This is a genomic window from Cognatitamlana onchidii, from assembly GCF_004804355.1.
GTDB lineage: Bacteria > Bacteroidota > Bacteroidia > Flavobacteriales > Flavobacteriaceae > Cognatitamlana > Cognatitamlana onchidii.
In genome coordinates this window covers 170,304-193,239 of the sequence record NZ_SRWZ01000007.1, presented here as the reverse complement: position 1 = coordinate 193,239, position 22,936 = coordinate 170,304, and the positions used below count along the sequence as shown (strand labels likewise).

The window sequence follows — 22,936 nt, the reverse complement described above, 5'->3', positions numbered from 1 at the left end:
AGCTATAAACTTGCAACGACTTTTTCTAAACGCTTAACGGTTTCATTTTTTCCAATCATAAACATAATATCAAACACATCAGGTCCTTGCAAGGCTCCTACAAGGGCTAGCCTCAACGGCATCATAACCTTTCCAAAGCCAATGTTGTTTGATGTTATCCAACCTTTAATCGCACTTGTAAGGGTGCTCACAGTAAAGTCTTCCATGTTGTTAACCAAGGTTAACACTTCAGTTAAAATGGCCGCTGTACCGTCTTTAAAGGCTTTTTTAGACGCTTTTTCATCATAGCTCGATGGTGCTACAAAGAAGAAATGACTCAGATCCCAGAAATCAGAAATAAATGTAGCACGTTCTTTAATGAGACCTATAACCATAGAAATATAATTTATATCTATATCTTCTAGCTCTGAACGTTGTTTTTTAAACGAGTTTGCAAGCGTGTCATTGTCTTGTTCTTGCATATAATGATGATTAAACCATTTAGTTTTGTCAGGATCAAAACGGGCTCCAGATTTATTAACACGACCTAAATCAAAGGAATTTATTAATTCTTCAAGGCTAAATATTTCTTGTTCTGTTCCTGGGTTCCAGCCTAAAAATGCTAAGAAGTTTACCATGGCTTCAGGGAAATAACCATCTTCTTTATAACCTCTTGAAACATCATTGGTTTTTGGATCCGTCCATTCTAACGGAAATACGGGAAAGCCTAGTTTATCCCCATCACGCTTGCTTAGTTTCCCTTTTCCTGTAGGTTTTAAAATTAACGGTAAATGTGCAAATTCTGGAGTGTCCCAACCCAAAGCGTTGTACAATTGATAATGAAGTGCTAACGACGGTAACCATTCCTCACCACGAATAACGTGTGTAATTTTCATTAAGTGATCATCAACTATGTTTGCTAAATGGTACGTGGGCATACCGTCGCTTTTAAACAGAACTTTGTCATCTAAAATGTTGGTGTCAATTTTTATGTCGCCACGAATTATATCTTTTAAATGAAGTGTTTCGTCTTGGGGCGATTTAAAACGGATTACATAGTCTTCTCCGCCATCTAATTTTTCTTTTACTTCTTCTGCACTTAGCGCTAAAGAGTTATTTAGTTTTAAACGGTTATGCCAATTGTAAATAAACGTTTTGCCCTTAGCTTCATGGTCTTTTCTATGAAAATCTAAAGATTCTGCCGTATCAAAAGCATAGTAAGCATTTCCAGAAGCGACTAAATTATCAGCATATTGTTTATATAACTGTTTGCGCTCACTTTGCCTGTAGGGACCAAAATCACCGGGTTTACTAACGCCTTCGTCAAACGGTATACCACACCAATTTAAGGAATCAATAATATATTGCTCGGCACCTTCAACATAACGATTTTGGTCTGTGTCTTCAATTCGTAAAATAAAGTCTCCGCCATGTTTTTTAGCAAATAAATAGTTAAAAAGAGCGGTTCTTACACCTCCAATATGCAGAGGTCCTGTTGGGCTTGGTGCGAAACGCACACGAACGTTTTCGGTCATTTTTTTACAATTAAGACTGCAAAGATAAAATGTTATTTAGGAAAAGGAATAAGAAGGCTATATCATTTATAAGAAAGTTGATATGTTCTTAACTTAATACCATAAATTCTTTAGAATTTATGGTAAACACCAAAAGTTAAGGCTTGTCTTTTTGCAACATTGTTCCCAGAAAAAGCGCCGCCAATACCAACATTTACACCGAGCATTTCGGTTATTTCGCCAATAAATTTTAAACTATAAGCAGCATATTCCTGATCGTTTACATAAAGTCCTGTTAGGGTGTTTGATGGAGGCAGTATTACGTTGCCATTTTCAAACGATTTTACGACGTCAATCATACCTATTACTAAAATACGTTTAATAGGTTGCACCCCTAATTCGCCACCAATTTTAAAACTACTACTGTAATCGTTTGTTCTTAAAGCAACACCAGTAAATACTTGCGCATAGAACCATTTAAAGCTCCGGCCAGCATTAATAGTTGGGGTTAAAGACCAAGCATCAATACCTGTTCTTATACCAGAGGCATTGTCAAAAGAACTCGTGTTAGCCTCGAGATTTACTTGACCAGAAACCACCCACTTCTTGTTATAAAAATTTCTTTTAATACCAACTTCAAGATTTCCTATACTGGTTTTTGATGCTGCTGTAGTAATTGGAGTACCAGTGCTTACCGGATTACTTGTTTCTATTAATTTGAGTGGTAGGTTTAGAATAAGCGTTGTCTTATCGTTTAAACCATATTCACCATAGAGCTGCACCGTATTATCGGTAATTTCCCGTTCGGTACTGTAATCGGGATTACCATAAATATCTGCATATGGTCCGATATTTGAAAACGATAATTGGGTGTAGGCTTTTCCTTTTTTTTGAGTCCATGCGCCCTGAGCATGGGAAGTAATTATACTTAAAAAGGAGAAGGTGAAAACGACAAGTGCATACTTTTTCATCATGGATAATTTTTATGCTTAGTGGGGTTTCATGAGAGCTCCTTACAAAGGGTTTAACAAATATTAGCACATTTGTTATGCTAAATGCCGTATTTTTATCACATAATTATGACAAGTTTTAATACCATACAAAGTAAGTTGGAAACGTTTATAAAGCGTTATTATGCCAATGAGCTGCTAAAAGGTTTCATTCTTTTCTTTGCGGCGGGAACTTTATATTTTTTTCTAACACTTTTGATTGAGCATGTCTTATGGTTGGATACAGTTGCTAGAACAGTATTGTTTTGGCTATTTATTGTTGTTGAGTTTTTACTCTTGTTTAAGTTTATTTTTATTCCCTTGGCAAACTTGTTTAAGCTAAAAAAAGGAATAGATTACAAAGAGGCGTCCAAGATAATTGGAAGACATTTTCCAGAGGTAAACGATAAACTATTAAATGTTTTGCAACTGCACGAATTGAACTCAGAGTCAGAATTATTGTTGGCTAGTATCGAACAGAAGTCAATCGAATTAAGTCCTATTCCTTTTAAATTAGCCGTTAATTTTAGAAGTAATTTAGGTTATTTAAAGTACGCCGCTATTCCAGTTACGATATGGGTGATTATTTTTCTTACAGGAAATACGTCCTGGTTTTCCAGTAGTTATAAACGAGTTGTAGATTACCAAACAGCTTATGAGCCACCAGCGCCTTTTGCTTTTTTTATATTCAATGAAAAATTAGAGGCGCTAGAGAATAAAGATTTTAAACTTAAAGTTAAAACTGTTGGAGATGTAACGCCAGAAAGTATGCAAATAGCTTACAATGGCGAAACATATTTTCTGCAGCAAAAAAATATTGGCGAATTTGAATATGTGTTTACTCAACCCAAGGCATCTTTAAATTTTAGGTTATTTAGTAACGAAGTAAATTCAAAGCCTTACACGTTAAAGGTTATTAGAGTGCCATCATTACTAAGTTTTGAAATGACTTTAGATTATCCAGTATATACTAAGCGAAAGAATGAGCTTTTAAAAAGTACGGGTAATGCGATAGTTCCTGAGGGTACTAAAGTGGGCTGGAAAGTTACTACTAAGGCCACAAGTGATGTGTCGATTTGTGCAACAGATACGGTGAGTATGCAGGCCATTAGAGAAGATTATTTTGAGAGCTCAAAAGAAGTTGTTAATGATTTTAATTATGCCATTAGTACCAGCAATAAAACACTAAAGTATTTTGAGAGCCTAGAGTTTCATATTGATGTTGTAAAAGATGAATACCCAGCAATTGATGTCGTGGTTAAAAAAGACAGTTTAGATTTGCAATCACTCTATTTTTATGGGCAAATTAGCGACGATTATGGGTTTACTGGTTTGCAAATGGTCTATTATCCTGCTGGTAACGATAAGCATAAAGAATATCTTAACATTCCTATATCCAAAAGTAATATAGCTGATTTTATTAGTGCTTTTCCTAATGGATTGAACATTACAGATGGTGTTGTTTATCAAATATATTTTCAAGTATTTGATAATGATGCTGTTAACGGTGTTAAGACTACCAAAAGTAGTGTGTTTAATTATAGAAAACGTACCGTTGAAGAGGAGCAAGAAAGACAACTAAAGGAACAAGGAGAAACCATAAAACGTTTAGGGGAGTCTTTAACTAATTTTAAGGATCAGGAAAAGCGTTTGGACGAAATAACCAAAACTCAAAAAGAGAAATCTAGTTTAAATTTTAATGATAAAAAGAAGCTAGAGTCTTTTCTTCGTCGTCAAAAACAGCAAGACGAGATGATGAAAAACTTCAATAAAAAACTTTCAAAAAACCTGGAAGAATTTCAAAAGGAGAACCAAGAGAAAGATCAATTTAAGGAAAATCTTAAGGAGCGAATTAAGGAGAATGAGGAGAAATTGAAAAAGGATGAAAAAATGCTTGAAGAAATTGAAAAAATTCAAGATAAAATAAACAAAGAAGAGCTTATTAAAAAACTGGATGAACTGGCTAAAGAAAATAGGAATAAAGAGCGCAGTCTTGAGCAACTTTTAGAACTGACTAAGCGGTTTTATGTTGAAAAGAAATTAGAGAAACTTGCTGAGGACTTAAATACTTTGGCAAGTAAACAGGATGAGTTGTCAAATAAATCTGAGGAGGAAAACACGAAAAAGAATCAGGATAGTCTTAACGATCAATTTGAAGAATTTAAAAATCGCCTTGATAAGCTTGAAGAAGATAATAAGAGTTTAAAAAAGCCTATCAATATTCCCAGGGATCAACTTGAAGAACAGGAGGTAAAGAAGGAGCAGCAACAAGCGTCAGACGAATTAGAGAAGAATGAGGAAAAACAAAAAGATGGTAATAAGGAAAATTCTTCTGGAAGGAAAAACGATGAGTTGAAGAATGCTAAAAAGAGTCAAAGGAAAGCAGCTCAAAAAATGAGAAAAATGAGTCAAAATATGCAGAGTGCTATGCAAATGCAAGGGGAGGAGCAGATGCAAGAAGACCTTGATATGCTACGGCAGATTTTGGATAATTTGGTACTGTTCTCTTTTGATCAAGAAGCACTCATGGAGCAGTTTAAAGCTATTGAAGCTAATCATAATAAGTTTGCGAATTATTTAAAAAAGCAACATGATTTAAGGGAACATTTTGAACATATTGATGATAGTCTATTTGCGTTGTCCTTACGGCAGCCCAAAATATCGGAACAAGTAAACGGTGAGATTTCAGAAGTGTTTTACAGCATAGATAAGTCTTTAGATTTGATGGCCGATAATAGGTTATATCAAGGTATATCTAGTCAACAGTTCGCTATAACGTCGGCTAATAATTTGGCTAACTTGCTAAGTGATGCATTGGATAGCATGCAGGAGAATATGAGCATGTCTGCGGGCAAAGGTGGAAAGGGGGATATGCAATTGCCAGACATAATTATGAGTCAGGAGCAGTTAAATGAAATGATGAAAGAAGGGATGAAGAAGGCTAATAAAGGGAAGCCTAAAGATGGTGAAGGAAAAGAGGAAGGAAAAGGAAGAAAGGAAGGGGATGAAAAGGGTAAAGGAGAGAATACAAAGAATGGAAATGGCACGCAAAGAAATGGTGAAAATGGCGAAGATTTCAATAATGAGCAGGAAGGGTTGTTATTCGAAATTTATCAAAAACAGCAGCAGTTAAGGCAGGCACTACAGGATCGATTGGAAAAAGAAGGTAAAGGAGCGAATGGTTCATCTCTTGTAAGGCAAATGGAACAAGTCGAGCTAGAACTTTTAAACAAGGGCTTTAGCAATCAAACGTTGCAGAAGATGATGCGCTTAGAACATCAGTTACTAAAAATGGAAAATGCTGCATTACAACAAGGAGAAGATAGTAGTAGGGAATCTAAAACAAATAGGGATGATTTTGATGTTAATAGCGATGGTCAATTACCTACGGCAAAAGAGTATTTTGAAACCACAGAAATATTAAATAAAAGGGCATTACCTTTACAGCAAAGTTATAGGAAAAAGGTTCAGGATTATTTCAAGCAAAGTTATGATTAACTTCAATTACGAAACGGCATTTAGTTTAGATGAAGAAGGTAGGATTTCTAAATGGATAGTTGAAACCATCACATCGGAAGGGTGTAAATTAGAGGAAATAAACTATGTGTTTTGTGACGATGAATATCTTCATAAATTAAATGTAGAGTACCTTAATCATGATACCCTTACCGACATTATTAGTTTTGATTATTCTGTCGGGAAACTTCTGCAGGGCGATATATTTATTTCTGTTGAGCGTGTTAAGGAAAACGCAAAGGAGTATGGTGTTTCATTTGACGAAGAGATTAATCGCGTTATTATCCATGGCATTCTACACTATTGTGGATATAAAGACAAGTCTGAGGGTGAAGCCAAGCTTATGCGCAACAAGGAGAACTTCTACCTTGGGCAGCTTAGTACTTATTAAAGATTTCGGCGTATATTTGCAGACTTAAACGAAGATGTGTTCCACGTGGAACATGTTAATGAAAAGCTTATTATGTTTAACGAAGTTTATGATGTTATAGTTGTTGGTGCTGGGCATGCGGGAAGTGAAGCTGCTGCTGCTGCTGCTAACATGGGTAGCAAAACATTACTTATTACGATGAACTTGCAAAATATTGCGCAAATGTCTTGTAATCCAGCTATGGGTGGTATCGCTAAAGGACAAATAGTACGTGAGATTGATGCCTTGGGGGGTTACAGTGGTATCGTATCTGATACGTCGGCTATACAGTTTAAAATGCTTAATAAGTCTAAAGGACCAGCAATGTGGAGTCCACGGGTGCAAAGTGATAGAATGCGATTTGCTGAGGATTGGAGAATGCTTTTAGAGCGCACACCTAATCTTGATTTTTATCAAGAGATGGTGTCTGGATTACTAATTGAAAGAGACAAGGTGGTTGGTGTAAAAACATCCCTCGGTGTAGAGGTAAAAGCCAAAACGGTGGTATTAACTAATGGAACGTTTTTGAATGGGTTAATTCATATTGGGGATAAGAATTTTGGAGGAGGAAGAGCTGGGGAAAAAGCTGCGACTGGGATTACAGAGCAACTAGTGGATTTAGGCTTTGACTCAGGAAGAATGAAAACGGGTACACCACCTAGAGTTGATGGTAGGTCTTTAGATTATACTAAAATGGTGGAACAACCTGGAGATGATAACCCAGAAAAGTTTTCTTATTTAGATATTACAAAACCGTTGGAGACACAACGTTCTTGTTATATGACCTACACGAGCGAAGTGGTGCACGACTTGCTTCGAGAAGGCTTTGATAGGTCGCCTATGTTCAATGGTAGAATTAAGAGTTTAGGGCCTCGTTATTGTCCTTCTATTGAAGATAAAATAAATAGGTTTGCAGATAAGGATAGGCATCAATTGTTTATTGAGCCAGAGGGTTGGAATACTTGTGAGGTTTATGTTAATGGGTTCTCGACCTCATTACCAGAGGATGTTCAATTCAAGGCGTTGCGTTCTGTGGCAGGTTTCGAAAATGTAAAGTTTTTTAGACCAGGTTACGCTATTGAGTACGATTATTTTCCACCAACGCAATTAAAGCATACTTTGGAAACAAAATTAGTAAATGGCTTGTATTTTGCTGGGCAGATTAATGGTACCACAGGGTACGAAGAAGCAGCGTCTCAAGGTTTGATGGCTGGTGTTAATGCTAGTTTAAAAGTTCAGGAGAGAGATGTTTTTACACTTAAAAGAGATGAAGCTTATATTGGTGTTTTAGTTGATGATTTGATTACAAAAGGAACCGAAGAGCCATATAGGATGTTTACTTCGAGGGCAGAATATAGAACCTTATTGCGTCAAGATAATGCAGATTTAAGATTAACGCCAAAAGGGTTTGCGCTGGGATTAGCAACAGAAAAGCGTCTTAGAAGAATGGAGGAGAAGCATGAATCAGCGAAACAATTCGTTCGTTTTTTTGAAAATCAAAGCGTAAAACCGGAAGAGATTAACCCTATTCTCAAAGCTAAAAACTCGGCAATGGTAAAGCAGTCGGGTAAGCTTTTTAAAATTTTTGCTAGACCTAATATTGAGATGAATGATCTCAGGGAATTGGGCAGAGTGGCTTCTTATATTCAAGAACATGGTTTGGATAGGGAGATGATTGAGCAAGCGGAAATTCAAGTAAAATATGCGGGATATATTGCAAAGGAAAAGAACAATGCTGATAAATTAAGTCGATTGGAGTATGTAAAAATACCCGAGAATTTTGACTATTCAGTTATTAAATCTATGAGTTTTGAAGCTCGGGAAAAATTGAAAAAAATACAACCTACAACGGTGTCGCAAGCATCAAGAATTAGTGGGGTGTCTCCCAACGATATTTCTGTTTTATTAGTTTATATGGGCAGATAAGTTTCGTGAAAAATTAGTGTTCCACGTGGAACATTGTAAAAAAACACAGGTTTTTCAAAGAAACGTGAATACAATTTCAAGAGTAATAAGTGGTGTAACAATTTATAGTTCGTGCTAAAAACAAATCAAAAACGTGTTCGTTTAAAAGTTAAAGACTACTCTGTTTCAGGAGAAATGTTTGGGTTAATTAAAAACTCCGTTTATGGGTTTTTAGAAACATTTCCTCAGCCTTCCTCAAATAATTTGCCTAAATATTATCAGAGTGAAGATTATATTTCTCATACAGATGCCAAGCGAAATGTTTTTGAAAAGGTATATCATCTGGTAAGATCATTTTCATTAAAAAGTAAACTTAGTTTGATAAATAATTTTGCTGGAGAAAAAAAGACACTTTTAGATGTTGGGTGTGGTACTGGAGATTTTTTGCACAAAGCACAAAATAATGGTTGGAGTATTTCTGGAGTCGAACCCAACGATGAGGCTAGAGCTATTGCTAATTCAAAAACACATAAAGCAGTTTATAATATAGAGCAACTTTTACAATTTGAAAATAATAGTTTTGATGTTATTACGTTATGGCATGTTTTGGAACATTTGCCAAATTTAAATGAACAGCTTGCTGTGTTTAAAAAATTACTTAAAACAAATGGAACTTTAGTAATTGCGGTACCGAATTATAGAAGTTTTGATGCGGGGTATTATAAATCATTCTGGGCAGCTTTCGATGTTCCGAGACATTTATGGCATTTTAATAGAAAGTCTGTTTCAAAATTATTTAATAGTATAGAAATGGAGGTTATTAAAGTAAAACCTATGTGGTTTGATGCGTTTTATGTAAGTATGCTTTCAGAAAAATACAAAACTGGAAAAATGAATGCTATTAGGGGGCTTTGGATTGGTTTACTTTCAAATCTGAAAGCCGTCTCCACAAAAGAGGCCTCTTCGCTCATTTATATCATAAAAAACAAATAAAATTTAATTTAAAGGCTTTGTGGCGGGTTTTTCTTGAAAAACGCAAAAGTGATTATCCTTTTTTTAAAAGTGTTTTAAATCGCTTCGCAGTAAGTAGTTTTGTATAAATATAATTGATTGGTTTATGTTAAGTATATAGATTTTTATAATACGTTAAAGTAGAATCAATTAAAGGTCGCTTTTTAACTTACTTTGCTACATTTGTCCGGATATAAAAACAGAATAATGAAAAACATACTTTTTACTGCAGTTATAGCCTTGAGCTTATTTTCTTGTCAGCAACAAAAAATTGGATTTGTAAACAACGGTACTATTATTAACGATTATCAAGAAAAGAAGGATGTCGAGGCAAAATTTCAAAAGAAAGAAGAGGCTTTTAGAAAAAGAGCGGATAGTATAAGTCAGGCTTTTCAGTTGGAAGCTCAAAGTACGCAAACCGAGGCCCAAAAACTAGCACAGACAAATAACAGAAAGAAGGCAGAAGAACTTATGACAGGCTTACAGCAAAAGCAGCAGATGCTTCAACAGCAGATGCAGTTTGAACAAAGCCAGATAACCCAAGAATTCCAGGCGGAAATAGATACTTTAATTGTAAAAGTAAAAGACTATGTTAAGGATTATGGTAAAAAGAATGGCTATACGTATATATTAGGTACAAGTGATGCGGCTGCATCGGTTATGTATGGAGCAGACGAGAATGATTTAACGCAAACGGTTTTAGAGGCTCTTAATAACGCTTACGAGTAGTTTTAATATATTGATTTTCAAACAGATAATCCTATTGAGTGTTGCTTAATAGGATTTTTTTATTTATTCAATAGACAAAACTTTTTAATTCAATCTTCTTTTTTTTACGTCAATTACATTTAATTTAAACACAAAGAGTGTGTGTAAGAATGGATAATTTCATCACGCATTGCTTTCTTAGACCTAATTAGTCCAATGAGTTCTTAGTCAACTTTACAGGGTTACTATTAAGAACTTGTACCGGTCATACTGTTCAGCACACTTAAGTTTCTTGCGAAAAAGTCATATTGGTCAATATTTTAATTCAAATAGTGTTATGCCACCTCAAATAATTTGTTTTTGGGAGTATCGGTAAGTATTTAAATTTTCATTGTGTTTAGTTTTTTATGCAACCCTATCATATTTGGGTTGTCTATGATGGTATCAACAATCAAAAAACGAACAAATTAAAATGAAAAAAATTCTATTAGGAATATGCTTATTATTTGGCATATCACTCACGGCTCAAAACACGCATAGTGTTAGGGGAACCGTTAAAGACTTTAAAAATGGCGAAACCTTGTTAGGGGCCACGGTGTTTTTAAAAGGAACCTCTATAGGAACCATTACAAATGCTTATGGGTTTTACTCTTTATCTGCAAAACCAGGGGCTTACACCTTGGTGGTGTCTTATATGGGGTATAAGGAAACATCTAAAAAGATTGTATTAGACAAGGACCAAGTACTCGATTTTGAAATTGAGGAGCTTACCGAGCAACTAGAGGAGGTTGTCGTGATTGCTGAGGAATCAGAACGGGTAAGTATTAAAAGCCCTGAAACGGGAGTTTCTAAGTTAAATGCTGGTACCATTAAACAAATGCCAGCTGTTTTGGGAGAGGTAGATGTTATAAAATCCATTCAATTATTGCCTGGTGTTACCAATAACGGAGAAGGAACTGGAGGGTTTAATGTAAGAGGGGGAGCTGTCGATCAAAATTTAGTACTGTTGGACGAGGCCATAATTTACAATACCTCACATTTTTTTGGTTTCTTTTCTGTATTTAATACAGATGCCATTAAAAATATTAAACTTTACAAAGGCGATATTCCAGCAAAATTTGGAGGTAGGGTTTCCTCGGTGTTAGATGTACACCAAAAAGACGGAAATAGCAAGCACTTTGCTGCTACTGGTGGGATAGGGACTATAACAAGCAGGTTAGCCTTGGAAGCACCGTTATTCAATGAAAAGGGGTCTTTTTTGGTGGCTGGGCGTACTTCTTATGCGCATCTATTTATGAAAGGTATTGACGATTTTAAGGATGATAAAATATCTTTTTACGACTTAAACCTTAAGACAAATTACAGATTTAATAAGAACAATAGGTTATTTCTGTCTGGGTATTTCGGCAGGGATGCCTTTAATCTTTCAAAAATTGTAAAAAACAATTACGGTAATGCATCTGCTAACTTAAGATGGAATCATGTTTTTAATGATAAGCTATTCTCTAATTTGTCATTAATCTATAGTAAATATGATTATCAAGTTATTTTAGATTTTGCCGAACTAGACTGGATTGCCGATATTAAAAACTATAATGTTAAGTATGATTTTGGGTATTATCTTAATGATAGGATAAGAATCGATTTTGGAGTTAGTGGCATCTTGTATGGCTTAAATCCAGGAGAAGTAAAACCCACATCGGAGACATCTCCTATCAATTACCTGAAATTGGAGCAAAAGCGGGCTTTTGAAAGCGGGTTGTATGTTAGTGCAGAGCATCAATTAACAAATAAACTAACCGTGCAATACGGTTTAAGGTATAGCATGTTTAATAGGTTGGGTGGTCAATACATTACGCAGTATGTTAATAATCAACCTGTTGTTTATAATAGTAAGTTAGATATTTATGAAGATGGCGAAGTTTTAGGTCAGACCTATTACAAGAAAAATCAAAGTATAGCTACCTTTAATAATTTAGAACCTAGGTTTGGTTTATCCTATCAGCTAAACCCAGTGTCTTCTGTAAAAGCCAGTTTTAATAGAGCTGCGCAATATATGCATCTATTATCTAATACGTCCGCAGTAACACCTCTGGATGTATGGACACCTAGCGGAACCTATATTAAACCGCAGTTGTCTAATCAGTACGCTCTGGGGTATTACAGGAATTTTAAAAACAATATGTTTTCTGTTGAGTTTGAAACCTATTATAAAACGATTGAAAACCGAATAGATTATTTAGATGGCTCAAGTTTAATAGGTAATAATACCATTGAAACCGAAATTTTAAATGGTGAGTCTCGTGCTTACGGTGCCGAAGTTTTACTGAAAAAAAACAAAGGAAGCTTTACAGGGTGGTTTGCCTATACACTATCCAAATCTGAGCAAAAAACACTCGGGGGCACTGCTGGAGGCCCAGGTATAAATGGAGGAAAGTGGTACAATACACCTTATGACAGAACCCATGATTTTTCTGTTACAGGAACTTATAAGCTAAATGATAAATGGCGATTTAGTTCGAACTTGGTTTACCAAACAGGTCGACCAATAACCTATCCAGTAGGGCAATACCAGTATGAGGATCTCTCTATTGCAAGTTACGCTGATAGAAATGAAAGCAGGCTTCCAGCATATCATCGATTAGATGTTTCAGCAATACTCAGTCCGGGGAATAAAAATAACAAACGTTGGAAAGGGGAATGGGTATTTGGAATTTATAACGTTTATAACAGAAAAAATGCTGCCTCCATTTCATTTAGTCAAAACCAAGATACTGGAAACAATGAAGCCACTAGAATAGCCATTTTTGGTATTATTCCTTCAGTAACCTACAACTTTAAATTTTAATTATTATGAAACGATATATAAAACTATTTTTAGCCATTCTTATAGTCAGTTCGTCATCTTGTGAGGATGTCATCGAGGTGACAGTACCAAGTGCTGAGTCAAGGCTAGTCATTGAAGCCTCTTTAGATTGGCAAAAAGGAACGGATGGAAATAATCAGTTGATCTCTCTAAGTACTTCAACACCTTATTTTGATACTAATAAGCTAGTTCCTGTTACTGGAGCCAGTGTTAAAGTAACTAATAATAATAACGGTACAGAATATGTCTTTACGGATCAAAAAAACGGGAATTATATTATTTCAAATTTTGAACCTGTTATTAATAACACCTATACCCTAGAAGTTATTTATAATAATGAAACGTATACTGCAACCGAAACTTTACATGGGGTTTCACCAATAAAGGCCGTGGAGCAAACGCTTGAAGGTGGGTTTTATGATGATGTTCTTGATGTGTATATTTTTTGGGACGATCCCGCCGACGAGAAAAACTTTTATTTTATCAAGTTTATTGAAGAAGGCGATTTATTTCCAAATTTGGAGGATTTTCCAGATGAGTTTGTAAATGGGAATCAGTTAGATACTTTTTTTGAAAAAGAAAGAGATGATAATGACCCTGAGGCAGAATTTAACCCTGGCGATGAGGTGGAGATTGCGCTGTATGGTATATCGGAATCTTATTTTAATTATGTAAGACTTTTAATTGAGCAATATTACAGTGCAGGAGATCCGTTCTCGGCCATTCCGGCTAAGCTTAAAGGGAATTGTGTTAATGTAGATAACCCAGACAATTACGCACATGGCTATTTTAGGTTAACTGAGTTTGACAAGGTAAATTACACCTTCGAATAGCTTATGTTTTCTGCTTGTTGATTCCCCTGGCTAAATTCTTTTTAGTCGGGGGTTATTACTCAGCTTTTTTATGAAGCAATCGGGTAAGTTTAATCGATAAATCGGTTAAAATAATTTTTGAATTGCCATTGCGTTCAATATGGTAGATGGCATCTTGTAGCTCGTTGCTAATGTCCATGATATTATTACCATGCACAAAAGGTGCAAATTTTTCTAATTTAAAGCTATCCGCTTTTGGTTCGAAAAACACTAAATCTGTTGCGTTGTAGTTTAACAAAAGGGCCTGACGGAAAAAATCTAAACAAAAATTTAAAAATTGTTTTTGGGTTTCTCGCCCCGTTTTAGCAATGTCCTCACTCCAAGAAATTAAATCATGAATAGCTGCTTTATTGCCTTTGGCTTTAAAAGCACTTCTAATCCAGAAAATAAACCATGTTTCAAACTGCGTGTCTTCAGAATCATGATAAACCAAGTCGCAAGCTTTGTTATAATTTCCATTAGATTGGTGGGCAATTTTAGTGGCCACGGCACTATCTATATTGAATTGCTTTATCAATGATGCTTGAATAACACTTTCCGCCAATGGAGGAAAATGCATTATTTGGCAACGAGATTTTATGGTATTTATAATTTGCTCTTCATCTTCCGCAATTAGTAAAAATATGGTATCGTTGGGCGGTTCTTCTATTAATTTTAAAAGCTTATTAGCACATTGGGAGTTCATTTTTTCAGCCATCCAAATAAGCATAATCTTATAGCCACCTTCATACGATTTCAAAGTAAGCGATTTTAAAATCTCATGGGCTTCATCAACACCTATTTGTCCTTGTTTATTATCTACACCAAGTAGCTTATACCAATCAAAAAGGTTGCCATAGGGCTGTTCGTTTAATAACTGGCGCCATTCTTCTAAATAAAAGCTAGAAACAGGTTTACTCTTTACTTTGTCACTGGTAGTTACTGGGAAGGCAAAATGTAAATCGGGATGCGAAAAGTTTTTAAATTTGAGATTACATGATTCATTTCCAGTATTGTTTTCAGCATTACTGTTCGAGCACAAAATATATTGAGCATAGGCTAGGGCCATTGGTAAAGTGCCGCTGCCCTCAGGCCCTACAAATAGCTGGGCGTGTGGAATACGTCCATTATCTGCACTTTGAGTTAAGTGCGTTTTTATGTGTTCCTGCCCTAAAATATCTTGGAAAAGCATAAAACAAACCTACACATTTTTAACATTATCTTGTAACAAATTAATGATTAATCGACTTATTTTTATAGAGTAAATAAAGGCCTATAGATAAAAAATGACTCAAAACGCGATGCTATTTATTCCAGATATTTCTGGATTTACAGAGTTTGTGCATCATACTTCTATGGCGCATAGTAAACATATAATATCTGAACTTCTAGAGTTATTAATTGACAGTAATACTATGGGTTTAGAGTTGGCCGAAATTGAAGGAGATGCTTTGTTTTTTTATCATCTTGCAGACACCATTGAGATGCGCGTTTTAGAGCATCAAATAGAAGTTATGTATGTGGCGTTTCATACGCATTTAAAACGTTATGAACTTCAACGTATTTGCAATTGTGGTGCCTGTTCATCGGCCTATAATCTCAAATTAAAATTTGTAGTTCATTATGGTGAGATAGAGTTTATATCAGTTAAAGAAACTGAAAAACCTTATGGCAGTCATGTTATTAAGGCGCATAGGTTGCTTAAAAACAACGTTCCTATTGATGAATACGCTTTGTTTTCAGAGGCGGTTTTACCGGCGTTTAAATCGTATAATAAGACACTAAGTTCCCGGTACGATTTTGGAGATATTAGCTTTGTTTATAATCCGCTTAATCACCTAAAAAGACACGTACCAAAGATAGATCCTATTCCAGAGAATATTCCAAAGCATAAGTTGTACGACAAGACAGAAACCATACATATGCCCATAAATGATTTGTATGAAGTAATTAGTAATTTTGACTATCGGTTACTTTGGATCAATGGTGTTGACCGCTTGGAATATGAAAAAAATAAGGTGAATAGACTGGGAGAAAAACACAAATGTCTGTTTAACAAGAATGCCGATATTTCTCAAACTACAGTTACTAAAGCAGCAGGTAAAAATCAGCTTGTTTATGGCGAGTCTACCACAAATGTTCCGTTTACAAAGCTGTTTAATAATTATTTTGTGTTTGAAGAAACTGAGGGCGGTTATACTAAAATGAACATTCAGGTTTTTGCAGATTTTAATTCTTTTGGATGGTTTATGAAACCCTTTATGAAAAGAACGTTGAAAAAGGTAATTTCTGAAAACATTAAGCAACTTGTTTTATTAATTAATTCGGGATTTAGCCCCAATAAATCTGTTCTGGAATAAAATTTAGAAATCTTTTATCACTTCAAACGTTTTCGTTAAAAAAGGCATTTTTTATGGTCTTTTAATTAGTTACATTTGTGTTTCAAATAGTTAAAAGACAAAATATATAATAATGAAAACGCTTAACGATTTTAATTTCGAGAATAAAAAAGCATTAATTAGAGTAGATTTTAATGTGCCATTAAACGAGAATTTTGAGGTTACGGATGCTACTAGAATTGTATCGGCTAAACCAACTATTATTAAAATATTAGAAGATGGTGGTAGCTGTATTTTAATGTCACACTTAGGACGCCCAAAAGGGTTTCAGGATGAGTTTTCATTAAAACATATTGTGAGTAAAGTAGAAGATGTTTTAGGTGTTGATGTGAAGTTTGTTTCAGATTGTATTGGTACAGATGTTGAAGCGGCAGCGGCCAGCTTAGAACCAGGACAGGTTTTGCTTTTAGAGAACTTGCGTTTTTACAAAGAAGAAACAGCAGGGGATAAAGATTTTGCTGAGAAACTATCTAAACTAGGGGATATTTACGTTAATGATGCCTTTGGTACAGCGCATAGAGCACATGCCTCTACTACCATAGTGGCTCAGTTTTTTGAAGGGAAAAAATGTTTTGGAAGTTTATTAGCTCAAGAAATTGATAGTATTAAAAAAGTAATGGAAACTGGTGAAAAACCAGTTTTAGCTATTCTTGGTGGGGCTAAAGTATCATCAAAAATCACCATTATTGAAAACATTCTTGATAAGGTAGATCACTTAATTATAGGGGGAGGTATGGCGTTCACGTTTGTTAAAGCCCAAGGAGGAAAGATTGGAAATTCGATTTGCGAAGATGATAAAATGGAATTAGCTCTGGATATTTTAAAACAGGCTAAAGCAAAGAATGTTCAGGTTCATATTCCTGTTGATACAGTAGCAGCAGACGACTTTAGTAACGATGCGAATAAACAAATAGTTGATATTAATGCCATTCCTGATGGATGGGAAGGCGTTGATGCAGGACCAAAATCCATACAACAATTTCATCAAGTAGTGATGCAATCAAAAACGATTCTTTGGAACGGGCCATTGGGGGTTTTCGAAATGGAAAGTTTTGCTAACGGAACGATTGAATTGGGAAATTCTATTGCTGAATCTACCAAAAATGGCGCCTTTTCTTTAGTTGGTGGAGGCGATTCGGTTGCTGCCGTAAAGCAATTTGGTTTTGAAAATAAAGTGAGTTATGTAAGTACTGGTGGTGGGGCTATGTTAGAAAGTCTTGAAGGAAAAACGCTTCCTGGTATTGCTGCTATATTAGAATAATAAGCCTTAAGCTTTCAAATTAGAGTAAAAAATACGATTTTCGCCATAATGTCGTTCAATAACCAACTGAATTGATTTTATGGCGTTTCGTTTTTTTATATTGACTTTATTCTTACATACTTGTTGTTTTTCACAAACACAAGATTCTATTTTATTAGCTCAAAAATCTATTAAGGATAGTGTTTCTGTTCAAAACACTCAGGTTAAAGATTCCTTGGTTAATGCTACAACAAGCACTATTACGTCCTTAGAGACTTCAATCGATAGCTTATCGGTTAAAAACCTTAAGGATCTTGAGTTGGCTGCCAAATATGATGAAAAATGGTATGCCGAACTTTATAGTGCCATGCTGTTTGATTCTGTTTACAAATCGGTAGCAGAACTAGACTACAAACCTGTTGATTACCCAGATCTGCCCACAGACACTTTAAAAGCTAGATTAAAAGCTTTGGATGCCAAGACACCATTTAATGTGGCATATAATCCTTCTTTAGAGAGTGTTATTAAATCTTATTTAAAGCACAGAAGAAAACTACTTCAAAAGCTCATTACCTTAAGCGCTTTTTATTTTCCTATGTTTGAAGAAGAACTGGATAAGCATAATATACCTTTAGAAATTAAGTATTTAGCCATTGTGGAATCTGCGCTTAAACCAAGAGCCAAATCTCGGGTTGGAGCAACGGGGTTATGGCAGTTTATGTATGGTACAGGCAAAATGTACGGTCTTAATGTAAATAGTTATGTAGATGAGCGTTGCGACCCAATTATGGCAACAGAAGCCGCTGCAAAATACTTGTCAAAACTCTATGAGATTTTTGGAGATTGGGATTTGGCATTGGCGGCCTACAATTCGGGACCAGGTAATGTTACCAAGGCCATAAGGCGTTCTGGAGGTTACCAAAACTATTGGAATATTCGTCATAATCTCCCCAGAGAAACGGCTGGTTACTTACCAGCTTTTTTAGCTAATATGTATATTTTTGAATATGCTAAGGAGCATGGTTTTGTGGTGAATTCTAAACCAGAGTTTGCTTATATTGAAACAGATACTGTTAAGGTTAAGCAAATGATTACTTTGGATCAAGTTTCGGAGGTAACGGGGGCACCTATAGAAGAACTTCAATTTTTAAACCCCTCGTACAAACTAGATATCATTCCATATTTGGAAGACGAAAACTATGTTCTAAGATTGCCTAGGCAAGTGATTGGGAATTTTGTCACTAACGAAGATAAAATATACGCTTTTGCAAAAGACGAATTTGATAAAAGGGAAAAACCATTACCTCAATTTTTTAAAGCTAATGATAGAATTAGGTATCGTGTTAAATCGGGAGATTATTTAGGCAAAATTTCTAGAATGTATGGTGTGAGAGTAAGTGATATTAAAAGATGGAATGGTTTACGAAGTAATAACCTTAAAATAGGGCAGCGTTTAACCATATATCCACGTAAACCCTATATTGCACCAGCTGTTGTGGCAAAAAATACGGCAAGCAAAACAAAACCAATTTCTGGTGAAGCTATTACCTATACCGTTAAGAATGGTGATTCCTTATGGAGTATCGCTCAAAAATTTCCTGGAGTTTCTATTCAAAATATTAAAGATTGGAATGGTATTAGTGGTAGTCGCTTAAAACCAGGAATGAAACTTAAAATAGCAAAAGGTTAAATTCCTATTAAATAAAAACTATAATGAAACATGTTCTTTTTTCTGTTTTAGCATTAATGATTTTAATGTCTTGCGGCGATAAAAAAAAATCTACTGAAAAGTTTTTACCTGATGCCTCTGGGGCTATTAATAATGTATCTGTGGTTACAGAAAACGAAATTTGGGACGGTCGTGTAGGCGATGCCATTAGAAGCGTTTTGGCTAAACCAATTTATGGATTACCTCAGGATGAACCGATGTTTACTATTAGCCAGATTCCTCCTGCCGTTTTCTCAGGGTTTGTAACAAAAAACAGAACGGTACTAAAGATTGAAATGAATAAAGAAGTAGGTATTAAAACTTTAGAAGACGTATATGCTCAACCTCAAAAAGTAATTGTTATTTCAGGACAAAATAAAGAGGACATCATCAATACATTAAAAAAACACGAATCTGAGATAATTGAAACTTTTAGAAACGCAGAATTGGCAGAACGAATGCGTCAAATGTCTAAATCACCGCATAGTTTTACTGGTATTAAAGAAAAATTAGGGCTCACTATTCAGTTTCCGTCAATATATGAGGTGGCAAAAGAACGAGATGATTTTTTCTGGTTTAGAAAGAACATTACAACGGGCCATTCGCACCTTATGATTTATGAATTACCCTATAATGCTATCAAACGAAATGATAGTACAGTCGTACAACTCATTAAAATTAGAGATTCCATAGGGAAATTATATTTTAAAGGAAGATTGGATAACACGGTCGATGCTAAGGGAAATAAAATTAGTTCTTTTATGGTAACTGAAGATGCTTATACCCCTTTTTTTGGTGAAACCAGAATTGATAATAAACTGGCATTTGAAACCAAAGGTGTTTGGGAATTAACAAACGATTTTATGGGTGGTGCGTTCATAAATTATACCATCGAAGACATGGCAAATAATAGATGGGTAGGTGTTGAGGGGTTTGTGTTTGCGCCATCGATTGAGAAAAGAAATTATATGTTGGAATTAGAATCTATTATTAAATCTATTAAGATTGAATAGTATTGCTGCTTAATATTGGGCATAAAAAAAGACCGGTGTCTAAACACCGGTCTTTTTTTATGATACGATTATTAGATTTATTCCTTTTTATCGTCAGTTGTGTCCTCTTCTTTGCTAGCGTCTTTAAACTCTTTGATACCACTACCTAATCCGCGCATTAATTCTGGAATTTTCTTACCTCCAAATAACAATAAAACAACCACAACAATTAACGCAATTTGCCAAGGGCCTATAGCTAAGGGTAACATATATATGCTCATAATTAAAAATTTAAAAGGCAAAGTTAATAATTATAGTTTAATAATCTCGTTTTATAATTATTTTTAGCCTATTGGTAATAGCAGCTCAAATGCTGTAATTACTAATGATAATTAAAATTGGGCTTTATTAAAACCACATGAATAAAGTCATAAATTCTATTTATTTTTGTGGATAATGGGAGAAAAGGAAAAGAGACTAAGAAGACTAAAATTAAGGCGTAAGCTACTTGATAAGTACCGCCTAGTGATTCTTAATGAGAATACCTTTGAAGAGCGCCTATCGTTCAAGTTAACGAGGCTAAATGTTTTCGTAATGGGATCATTAATTGCCGTGTTCTTTATTTCAATAACATACATTATTATTGCCTTTACACCTCTTAGAGAATACATTCCAGGTTATTCCTCCACAGCATTAAAAAAGAAGGCTACAGAGCTCACTTATAAAACAGATTCTTTGCGTCAGGTTATTTTAATGAATGATCGGTATTATGCCTCCATTAAAAAAGTGCTAACAGGAGACGTAAGCACTATTGATTTTAATAGAGATTCTATCATTGATGCTGTTAAAATTGAGGCCAGCGAAGTCGATTTAGCACCAACAGCAGAAGATTCATTGTTGCGTGAAAAAGTTGATAAAGAGGACAAGTACAACCTTTTTGAATCGGCTACCTCGGCAACTAATTTTGTGCTGTTTCCACCTGTAAATGGAGAAATAACAGAACCCTATAATGCTCAGGAAAAGCATTATGCTGTAGATATTGTAGTCGCAAAAGATACTCCAATAAAAGCAACAGCCGATGGCGTGGTAATTTTTGCCGAATGGACAGCAAGCACTGGCTATGTAATTATTTTAGAACATAGCTATGGCTTAATATCTATATATAAACATTGTGCAGAACTTAATAAAGAACAAGGAGAATTAGTAAAATCGGGTGAGGTAATTGCCTCTGCAGGAAATACTGGAGAGCTATCTACAGGACCGCATTTACATTTTGAATTATGGAGTGATGGCTATCCAATAAACCCAACTAACTTTATAGATTTTAAGTAAATGGTATCATTAAAACCTGTATTAGCAAAACTGTTTGCGAAACGAATCTTTAAAAAAGTTCAAAAGTGGGCTAATAACCCTATTAGGGCGCAAGAAAAAGTATTTCAAAGCTTGATTCATGATGCTATCAGAACAGAATTTGGAAAAGACCATGATTTTGTCAATATAAATAATCATGCAGATTTTGTACAACGCGTCCCAATAAGGGATTATGAAGGCTTAAAGCCATACGTTGAAAAAGTGGTTGCAGGAAAAGAGGATGTTCTTTGGAAAGGAAAACCCCTGTATTTTGCTAAAACGTCAGGGACTACTTCAGGAGCTAAATATATTCCCATTTCTAAGGAAAGTATGCCTGGTCATGTTGAAGCTGCCAGAAATGCTATTTTATTTTATATTCACGAAACAGGTAATAATAAGTTCGTTGATGGAAAAATGATTTTCCTTCAAGGAAGCCCCATACTAAAGGAGCAAAACGGGGTGCAATTGGGCAGACTTTCAGGTATTGTAGCGCATTATGTTCCTAAATATCTACAGAAAAATAGGTTGCCGTCTTGGGAAACCAATTGCATTGAAGATTGGGAAACCAAGGTTGATGCCATAGTCGAAGAAACCTTACCAGAAAATATGACGGTTATTTCTGGGATTCCATCCTGGGTACAAATGTATTTTGAGAAACTTCAAAGTAAAACCGGTCAAAAGGTAGGCGATATATTTAAAAACTTTAATCTCTTCATTTTTGGGGGAGTTAATTACGAACCTTACCGTGCTAAATTTGAGAATTTAATAGGAAGACGTGTTGATAGTATTGAGTTATATCCAGCTAGTGAAGGTTTTTTTGCTTTTCAAGACAAACAGGCAGAAAAAGGGATGTTACTTCTATTAAACTCTGGGATATTTTATGAGTTTGTTAAGGCAGACCATTTCTTTGACGAAAACCCAGAGCGGATTACAATAAAAGATGTTGAATTAGAGGTAAATTATGTAATGATAATTTCTACCAATGCCGGGCTATGGGCTTATAATATTGGAGACACTGTAATATTTACCTCCATAAAACCCTACAGAGTTGTTGTTTCAGGCCGAATAAAACACTTTATTTCAGCGTTTGGGGAGCATGTTATTGGTAAAGAGGTTGAGCAAGCTATGCAAGAAGCTGTTTTAGGGTTGGATATACAAATCTCAGAATTTACAGTTGCTCCGCAAATAACCCCTCCAGAAGGGTTGCCGTACCATGAGTGGTTTATTGAGTTTGAGAAAACACCTCAAGATATTATGGAGTTCTCCAGAAGAATAGATGAATCACTTCAAAGGCAAAACACTTATTATTTTGATTTAATTCAAGGAAAAGTCTTGCAACCTTTAAAGATAACTATTGTTGAAAAAAATGGGTTTCAAAACTATATGAAATCTGTTGGTAAACTTGGAGGGCAAAACAAAATTCCAAGATTATCAAACGATAGAAAAATTGTTGACAAGCTAACGTATGTAAATTAGTTCAAATAATCTTATCTTTGGCC

The 22,936-nt window shown here is 35.1% G+C and carries 17 protein-coding genes; 13 read left to right on the top strand and 4 right to left on the bottom strand.

Going from position 1 to position 22,936, the window contains the following annotated elements:
* Window positions 1-2: 2 nt before the first annotated feature.
* Together gltX and E5D58_RS13685 are read right to left on the bottom strand one after the other, a co-directional pair.
* On the bottom strand, window positions 3-1,514 hold the full coding sequence (gene gltX, locus E5D58_RS13690) for a glutamate--tRNA ligase (protein WP_136482715.1): 1,512 nt from the start codon (window positions 1,512-1,514) through the stop codon (window positions 3-5).
* 110 nt (window positions 1,515-1,624) lie between these two features.
* Complete coding sequence (locus E5D58_RS13685) at window positions 1,625-2,467, bottom strand: hypothetical protein (RefSeq protein WP_235835922.1); 843 nt, start codon at window positions 2,465-2,467, stop codon at window positions 1,625-1,627.
* Between the two features lie 105 nt (window positions 2,468-2,572).
* Between E5D58_RS13685 and E5D58_RS13680 the strand changes: the two genes are divergently transcribed.
* The 7 genes from E5D58_RS13680 to E5D58_RS13650 all read left to right on the top strand — a co-directional run bounded on the left by E5D58_RS13680 (window position 2,573) and on the right by E5D58_RS13650 (window position 13,730).
* On the top strand, window positions 2,573-5,980 hold the full coding sequence (locus tag E5D58_RS13680) for a DUF4175 family protein (RefSeq protein WP_168796698.1): 3,408 nt from the start codon (window positions 2,573-2,575) through the stop codon (window positions 5,978-5,980).
* On the top strand, window positions 5,973-6,389 hold the full coding sequence (gene ybeY, locus E5D58_RS13675) for an rRNA maturation RNase YbeY (RefSeq protein WP_136482714.1): 417 nt from the start codon (window positions 5,973-5,975) through the stop codon (window positions 6,387-6,389). Before E5D58_RS13680 ends, ybeY begins: the two co-directional genes overlap by 8 nt.
* Before the next feature lie 72 nt (window positions 6,390-6,461).
* Window positions 6,462-8,333 (top strand): tRNA uridine-5-carboxymethylaminomethyl(34) synthesis enzyme MnmG, encoded by a 1,872-nt coding sequence (gene mnmG / locus E5D58_RS13670; RefSeq protein ID WP_136482712.1) that lies wholly within the window; start codon window positions 6,462-6,464, stop codon window positions 8,331-8,333.
* Between the two features lie 174 nt (window positions 8,334-8,507).
* Window positions 8,508-9,305: a class I SAM-dependent methyltransferase gene (locus E5D58_RS13665; protein WP_136482804.1), complete on the top strand. Its 798-nt coding sequence runs from the start codon at window positions 8,508-8,510 to the stop codon at window positions 9,303-9,305.
* Window positions 9,306-9,530: 225 nt separating this feature from the next.
* Entirely contained in the window at window positions 9,531-10,052 is a 522-nt protein-coding gene (locus E5D58_RS13660) for an OmpH family outer membrane protein (protein ID WP_136482710.1), read from the top strand.
* 451 nt (window positions 10,053-10,503) lie between these two features.
* On the top strand, window positions 10,504-12,879 hold the full coding sequence (locus tag E5D58_RS13655) for a TonB-dependent receptor (protein WP_136482708.1): 2,376 nt from the start codon (window positions 10,504-10,506) through the stop codon (window positions 12,877-12,879).
* 5 nt (window positions 12,880-12,884) lie between these two features.
* Window positions 12,885-13,730: a DUF4249 domain-containing protein gene (locus E5D58_RS13650; RefSeq protein ID WP_136482706.1), complete on the top strand. Its 846-nt coding sequence runs from the start codon at window positions 12,885-12,887 to the stop codon at window positions 13,728-13,730.
* A 55-nt stretch (window positions 13,731-13,785) separates the two neighbouring features.
* Here E5D58_RS13650 and E5D58_RS13645 read toward each other — a convergent pair whose 3' ends face one another.
* Entirely contained in the window at window positions 13,786-14,940 is a 1,155-nt protein-coding gene (locus E5D58_RS13645; protein WP_136482704.1) for a DNA polymerase III subunit, read from the bottom strand.
* A 94-nt stretch (window positions 14,941-15,034) separates the two neighbouring features.
* Between E5D58_RS13645 and E5D58_RS13640 the strand changes: the two genes are divergently transcribed.
* The 4 genes from E5D58_RS13640 to E5D58_RS13625 all read left to right on the top strand — a co-directional run bounded on the left by E5D58_RS13640 (window position 15,035) and on the right by E5D58_RS13625 (window position 20,108).
* The gene (locus E5D58_RS13640; protein WP_136482702.1) at window positions 15,035-16,108 is read left to right on the top strand and encodes a DUF2652 domain-containing protein; all 1,074 of its coding nucleotides are present in this window, start codon (window positions 15,035-15,037) and stop codon (window positions 16,106-16,108) included.
* 112 nt (window positions 16,109-16,220) lie between these two features.
* Window positions 16,221-17,408, top strand: a complete 1,188-nt coding sequence (locus tag E5D58_RS13635) for a phosphoglycerate kinase (RefSeq protein ID WP_136482700.1) — start codon at window positions 16,221-16,223, stop codon at window positions 17,406-17,408.
* A gap of 79 nt (window positions 17,409-17,487) precedes the next feature.
* Entirely contained in the window at window positions 17,488-19,077 is a 1,590-nt protein-coding gene (locus E5D58_RS13630; RefSeq protein WP_136482699.1) for a LysM peptidoglycan-binding domain-containing protein, read from the top strand.
* 23 nt (window positions 19,078-19,100) lie between these two features.
* The gene (locus tag E5D58_RS13625; protein ID WP_136482697.1) at window positions 19,101-20,108 is read left to right on the top strand and encodes a DUF4837 family protein; all 1,008 of its coding nucleotides are present in this window, start codon (window positions 19,101-19,103) and stop codon (window positions 20,106-20,108) included.
* A gap of 77 nt (window positions 20,109-20,185) precedes the next feature.
* Here the strand turns inward: E5D58_RS13625 and tatA are convergent, their stop codons facing one another.
* A complete protein-coding gene (gene tatA, locus E5D58_RS13620) occupies window positions 20,186-20,368 on the bottom strand; it encodes a twin-arginine translocase TatA/TatE family subunit (protein ID WP_136482695.1) in 183 nt (60 codons plus the stop codon).
* 175 nt (window positions 20,369-20,543) lie between these two features.
* Between tatA and E5D58_RS13615 the strand changes: the two genes are divergently transcribed.
* Window positions 20,544-21,419, top strand: coding sequence for a M23 family metallopeptidase (locus tag E5D58_RS13615; RefSeq protein ID WP_136482693.1), 876 nt, complete (start codon window positions 20,544-20,546; stop codon window positions 21,417-21,419).
* The gene (locus tag E5D58_RS13610; RefSeq protein WP_136482691.1) at window positions 21,420-22,913 is read left to right on the top strand and encodes a GH3 family domain-containing protein; all 1,494 of its coding nucleotides are present in this window, start codon (window positions 21,420-21,422) and stop codon (window positions 22,911-22,913) included.
* Window positions 22,914-22,936: the final 23 nt, after the last annotated feature.